Origin of the sequence: Acidovorax sp. HMWF018, from assembly GCF_003061035.1 — a bacterium.
GTDB classification, from domain to species: Bacteria; Pseudomonadota; Gammaproteobacteria; order Burkholderiales; family Burkholderiaceae_C; genus Acidovorax; species Acidovorax delafieldii.
Genome location: NZ_QAIM01000408.1, coordinates 7,471 through 13,621 on the forward strand (window position 1 = coordinate 7,471; position 6,151 = coordinate 13,621).

A 6,151-nucleotide genomic window follows, 5' to 3' on the forward strand; every position below is an offset into this window, starting at 1 on the left:
TCTTGATGTAGCGCACCACCATGCCGGTTTCGCCGCGCTGCACGAACACGTTGACCCGAAAGCGCCCCAGGTTCTCCGCCGAGATCGACAGGTTCATCTCCTGCTTGGCCTCGAACTCGCCGATCTGCTTTTCGTTCATCACCGCGTAGGCCAGCTGCTTGACCTGGCCGGGCAGCAAGGCGGGCATCTTCAACGGGTGTGTGACCCCTTCGATCTTGAGATTGACCGGCGCACCGACACTGAAAAAGAGGTCCGAGCCTCCCTTTTCGACCATGACGTTCAAGAAGCTGAAGATTTCCACGGCGGACTCCCGAAAGTGTGCGTATTGGTTTTCAAGTGCAGCATAGCCTGCACTGCGCTGCGCGCCAAAAACAAAGGGGCCGAAGCCCCAGTGATTTGCTGCGTGAACAGGCTGTTGGAACGCAAACACGTTCCAAGGCCCGGCCCTTCCCCTTACACCACGCCCTGCGCCAGCATGGCGTCGGCCACCTTCACAAAGCCGGCGATGTTGGCGCCGTCGATGTAGCTCACGCTGCCGTCGGCGCGCTTGCCGTAGTGCAGGCAGGCTGCGTGGATGCCCTGCATGATCTGCAGCAGTCGGGCGTCCACCTCCTCGCGGGGCCAGGACAGGCGGGCGGCGTTCTGGCTCATCTCCAGGCCGGATGTGGCCACGCCGCCTGCGTTGCTGGCCTTGCCGGGGGCGTACAGCACGCCTGCGGCCTCAAAGGCCTTGGCGGCCTCGATGGTCGAGGGCATGTTGGCGCCCTCGGCCACGCAGAGCACGCCGTTCTGGATCAACGTTTTCGCGTCGTTCTCGTCCAGCTCGTTTTGCGTGGCGCAGGGCAGGGCCACGTCCACCTTCACATGCCAGGGGCGGACACCGGCTTCAAACTTCACACCCGTGCGGGCGGCGTAGTCGCTCACGCGGCCGTAGAGGTGGTTCTTCACATCCATCAGGATGGCGAGCTTTTCGGGAGTGAAGCCATCCTCGTCCACCACGGTGCCGCTGGAGTCCGACACCGTCACCACCTTGGCGCCCAGCTCCATCGCCTTTTGCACGGCGTATTGCGCCACGTTGCCCGAGCCGGACACCGACACGCGCAGGCCGTCGAACGAACGGCCTCGGGTCTTGAGCATTTCCTGCGCAAAGTACACCGTGCCGTAGCCTGTGGCTTCAGGGCGGATCAGCGAGCCGCCGAACGACAGGCCCTTGCCGGTGAACACGCTGGCCGCGTTGTTGGCCAGCTTTTTGTACATGCCCGCCATGAAGCCCACCTCGCGGCCGCCCACGCCGATGTCGCCGGCGGGCACATCGGTGTCGGGGCCCACATGGCGGTACAGCTCGGTCACGAACGCCTGGCAAAAGCGCATGACTTCGCCAGGGCTCTTGCCCTTGGGGTCGAAGTCGGAACCGCCCTTGCCACCACCCATGGGCAGCGTGGTCAGTGCGTTCTTGAAGGTCTGCTCAAATGCCAGGAACTTGAGCACCGACAGGTTGACCGACGGATGAAAACGCAGGCCGCCTTTGTACGGGCCAATCGCCATGCTGTGCTGGATGCGGTAGCCCCGGTTGACCTGCACGCCGCCATGGTCGTCCACCCAGGACACGCGGAACATCACGATGCGCTCGGGCTCCACCAGCCGCTCCAGCAGACCATGCTCGGCATAGCGCGGGTGCTGCGCGATGAACGGCCAGAGGCTTTCCATCACTTCGGTGACGGCTTGCAGGAATTCCGGCTGGCCGGGGTTGCGGAGCGCCACGTGGGAAAGGAAGCTCTCGGCGGTCGCGTGTTTCATGGTTCAAAAGGCTTTCAGCATCAAAAGGTCAACAACGTCAAAGATCGCTAACGCACCGGTTTGGCGCACTGCAACATCGAATTATGTTCAAAAGTTATACGTTCATGCCGATGCCTATGCACAATGGTGGGGAATGTGGCCGAGATATTCGCCACATATTGGTGCGTTTGGTGTGTGGTGCGGCCGTCATGCGTTTGCAAAACGGACGTCATGGTCTTGTCACATGCCGACCCCACAGTTCGGCGGTTCTACCAACAACATAGCGAGGAGAAGAGCATGCACATCACTGGTGTGAAATGGGGAGCGCTGGCCATGGTGGCCACGCTGGCAGCCTGCGGCGGCAGCGACAACTATCCGTACCCCACCCTGAACGGCGACAAGCCTCTGGTGATCGGCCACCGGGGCACGGCGGGCTACCGGCCCGACCACACGCTGGAGGGCTACAAGCTGGCCATCGACATGGGCGCCGACTTCATCGAGCCCGACCTGGTCGCCACCAAGGACGGTGTGCTGGTTGCCCGCCATGAGCCCAACATCACGGGCACCACGGATGTCTCCACCCGCGCCGAGTTTGCGGGCCGCAAGACCAAGAAAGTGGTCGATGGCGTAGAGGAGGAAGGCTGGTTTGTCACCGACTTCACCCTGGCCGAACTCAAGACCCTGCGCGCCATCCAGCCTCTGTCGGACCGCGACCAGTCGTACAACGGCAAGTTCCAGATCCCCACCTTTGAAGAAGTGCTGGACCTGGCCAAGACCGAAGGCGCCAAGGCCGGCCGCACCGTTGGCGTGTACCCCGAGACCAAGCACCCCACCTACCACGTCAAGCAAGGCCTGCCGCTGGAAGACCGCCTGCTGGCCATCCTGGCCAAGTACGGCTACACCTCCAAGAGCTCGCCCGTCATCATCCAGTCGTTCGAGGTCTCCAACCTCAAGTACCTGCGCACCAAGACCCAGGTGCGCCTGGTGCAGCTGGTGGACGCGGACGATGTGAACCCCGATGGCACCATGTCCCTGGTGGCCCCATACGACAAGCCCTATGACTTTGCCGTGGCCGGTGACTCGCGCACCTTCGCCAGCCTCCTGACCCCCGCAGGTCTCAAGGAAGTCAAGACCTATGCCGACGGCATTGGTCCCTGGAAGCCGTACCTGATCCCCTCCAAGCAAGTGGATGCGAACAAGGACGGCAAGGCCGACGACCTGAATGGCGACGGCAAGATCGACGAGCGCGACCGCGTGATGATGGCGCCCACCGACGTGGTGAAGAACGCCCACGCCGAAGGCCTGTTCGTGCACGCCTACACCTTCCGGAACGAAGCCAAGCGCCTGGCCTCGGACTTCAAGGGTGATCCCAAGGCCGAGTACAAGCTGTTCTTCAACCTGGGTGTGGACGGCGTGTTCAGCGACTTTGCCGACACCGCCAAGGCTGCGCGGGACAACTGACCGCGACATCGGCCGTGACAGTGCGGCGTGCCGAACGCCCACAAAAAAGCCCGCATGCGCGGGCTTTTTTTATGCGTTGCGCTTGTGTCAGAACCCCATCGCAAACCCCAGGCTCAACAAGGTGCGCCCTTGCTGGCGGCCCACGGTAGCGTCGAGCTGCTTGCCAGGCGCCCACTCCCACCGTGCACCCGTCTGAAAGGCGGGGGCGCTGCCCCGGGTGCCAAAGGCCTCCAGGTGCGGCGTGATGGCACCCCAGCTGCGTTCCACCGATGCGCCCCAGGTGGCCGCGCCAGGACTGGCCGCGCTCGCGCTGGCTGCCCACGTTGGCATTGACCACGCCCCAGGTCGCGGCGCATGTGCCGATGAGGTTGAGCGCCACGACGCTGCCCGCGCTTTGCCCAGCACTCTGGCGCCGGTGCACGACACCGGCACTGCTGCCTGCGTTGCAGCCCTGCTCCTGTGCGGGGCTCCACAGCCACTTGGCCTGCACGCCTTGCAAGGTGTGGCGTTCATTGCGGTCACGCGCCAACACGGCGCCCAACTCCAGTCCTGCCATGGGGGTGAAGGCAGGGGCCATGTACACCGTGCCGGGCTGGCCGCGCTGGCCCTCCCACCACACTTCGACGTGACCATGGCCCACCTCGTCAACGCCTGCATCGTCCACGGACAGAGGGCGCCCGGCGTGGGCGGACCAGGCCACGCACAGGGTGGTGGTGGCTGCCAGCATGCGCGATGCGGTGGCGTGGGTGGTACGGTGGTAGCGATGCTGGGTCATGGGAGGCGATGGGCAATGGCTGGAGGAAAAGGCTCTGGCTATGTCGCGGGCGGGGAAGTGCCCGCCGCTACCGTCCGCGCAGGAACAGCGCATCCAGCTCCTTCATGCTCAACTGCCGCCAGGTGGGGCGGCCGTGGTTGCACTGGTCGGAGCGGTCGGTGGTTTCCATCTGGCGCAGCAGGGCGTTCATCTCGTCGGTGGTGAGCTTGCGGTTGGCCCGCACGGCACCGTGGCAGGCCATCGTGCCCAGGATTTCATTGCGGGCGCGTTGCACCACGGTGGTGGCGTCGTGGGCGGCCAGCTCGGCCAGCACGCTGCGGGCCAGCTCCACCGGGTCGCCCTGCGCCAACGTGGTGGGTACTGCGCGCACGGCCAGCGTCTTGGGCGAGAAGGGCACCACCTCCAGGCCCAGCGTGGCCAGCACGTCGGCAGACTCTTCGGCCGTGGCGACCTCCTGCGGCGTGGCGGCGAAGGTGGCGGGGATCAGCAAGGGCTGGCTCGCGATGCGCGCGCCGCTGTCCACCTGGGCCTTCAGGCGTTCGTAGACGATGCGCTCGTGGGCGGCATGCATGTCCACCACCACCATGCCCTGGGCGTTTTCGGCCAGGATGTACACGCCGTGCAACTGGGCCACGGCCTTGCCCAGGGGCCAGGCGGTTTCGTTGCCATCGCGGCCCACGGGCCAGGCCGTGGGTGGGTTGCTGGCCAGGGGCTCGGTGGGGGAGCCTGCAACCGGAGCGGCCGTCTGTGCGGCCGGCGCACTGTCCCAGGGCGTGGCAGATGCACTGGATGCGGCAGGCGTTGCCCATGCTGCGGGCGCATCTGCCTGGGCCGAGGGCGCCCACAAACCGCCCATGGCCGCGCCCGATGCGGGGTCTGCCACGGGGCTGGCAGGCGTCGCACTGCGCGGCCCCCACAGAGCCTGCAGGTCTTCCACACGGTGACCACGTTCTTCAAATTTGATAGCGGCCTGGGCATTCCACACCGGCGCTTGGGGCGTCTGGGGCTTGAAATGCTCCCCATCACCGGCTGCGGAGGGGTTGGGTGCCGCCGCAGCCGCTGCCAATGCGGCAGCCCGTGGCGCAGCCAGCGCGTTTTCCACCGCATGGCGCACGGCCTGGTGCACCTCGCGGCTGTCGCGAAAGCGCACCTCGATCTTGGTGGGGTGCACGTTCACGTCCACACGCGCCGGGTCGATCTCGACATACAGCGCATAAATGGGCTGCTTGTGCCCGTGCAGCACGTCCTCGTAGGCGCTGCGGGCGGCGTGCGTGAGGACCTTGTCGCGCACGAAGCGGCCGTTGACGTAGCAATACTGGTGGTCGGGCCGCGAGCGCGCCGCGTCGGGCAGGCCTGCGCGGCCGGTGACGGTGACCGGGCCCACGCGGTGCTGCACGGCGACCGACTGGGTGACGAAGTCTTCGCCCAGCACGTCCGACAGGCGGCGGGCAAGCGCGTCATGGGCGTCCTGCGGATCACCCTGGTCCGGCACAAAGGTGGCGCGCCACTGCTCCACCAGCTTGCCTTCGTGCCAGATGGCAAAGCCCACGTCGGGCCGTGCCAGTGCGTGGCGGCGCACGGATTCAATGCAGTGCGCCAGCTCGGTGGCGTCGGTCTTCAAGAACTTGCGGCGCGCGGGCGTGGAGAAGAACAGTTCCTTCACCTCTACCGTGGTGCCGGTGCTGCGCGCGGCGGGGCGCAGCTCACCACTGCGGGCGTCCAGCAAGAAGGCGCTGGCCTGCGCGGCCGGGCGCGAGAGCAGGGCCATCTCCGACACCGAGGCAATCGCTGCCAGTGCCTCGCCCCGAAAGCCCATGGTGGCAACGGTCTCCAGGTCGTTCAGGTTGGTGATCTTGCTGGTGGCGTGTCGGCGCAGGGCCACGGGCAGCTCTTCTTGCGGGATGCCGCCGCCATCGTCCTCCACAGTGATCAGCCGCACGCCACCGGCCGACAGGCGCACGGTGATCTGCGTGGCACCCGCATCGAGCGCGTTGTCCACCAGCTCGCGCACCACCGAAGCGGGGCGCTCCACCACTTCACCCGCAGCGATCTGGCTGATGAGTTCATCGGGCAGATCGCGGATGGGGCGGCGCGTGGTGTTGGGGGGGCTGGAGGCGGGCTGCGCCGCCCCATCCGCGA

General features: G+C 66.1%; 4 protein-coding genes and 1 pseudogene. 1 reads left to right on the plus strand and 4 read right to left on the minus strand.

Annotation, left to right across the window (positions count from 1 at the left end):
- Positions 1-301, minus strand: a pseudogene (locus DBR23_RS30880) (type IV pili twitching motility protein PilT); the annotation flags it as partial.
- A gap of 152 nt (positions 302-453) precedes the next feature.
- Positions 454-1,797, minus strand: coding sequence for an NADP-specific glutamate dehydrogenase (gdhA, locus tag DBR23_RS16805; RefSeq protein ID WP_108499001.1), 1,344 nt, complete (start codon positions 1,795-1,797; stop codon positions 454-456).
- 276 nt (positions 1,798-2,073) lie between these two features.
- On the opposite strand from gdhA, the gene DBR23_RS16810 reads away from it, so the two are divergent.
- The gene (locus DBR23_RS16810) at positions 2,074-3,237 is read left to right on the plus strand and encodes a glycerophosphodiester phosphodiesterase (protein ID WP_108499002.1); all 1,164 of its coding nucleotides are present in this window, start codon (positions 2,074-2,076) and stop codon (positions 3,235-3,237) included.
- 87 nt (positions 3,238-3,324) lie between these two features.
- Here DBR23_RS16810 and DBR23_RS30885 read toward each other — a convergent pair whose 3' ends face one another.
- Positions 3,325-3,567: a hypothetical protein gene (locus DBR23_RS30885; RefSeq protein WP_233250514.1), complete on the minus strand. Its 243-nt coding sequence runs from the start codon at positions 3,565-3,567 to the stop codon at positions 3,325-3,327.
- Positions 3,568-4,079: 512 nt separating this feature from the next.
- Positions 4,080-6,151: DNA mismatch repair endonuclease MutL (mutL, locus tag DBR23_RS16820; protein WP_369882127.1), on the minus strand; the 2,072-nt coding region annotated here is incomplete at its 5' end.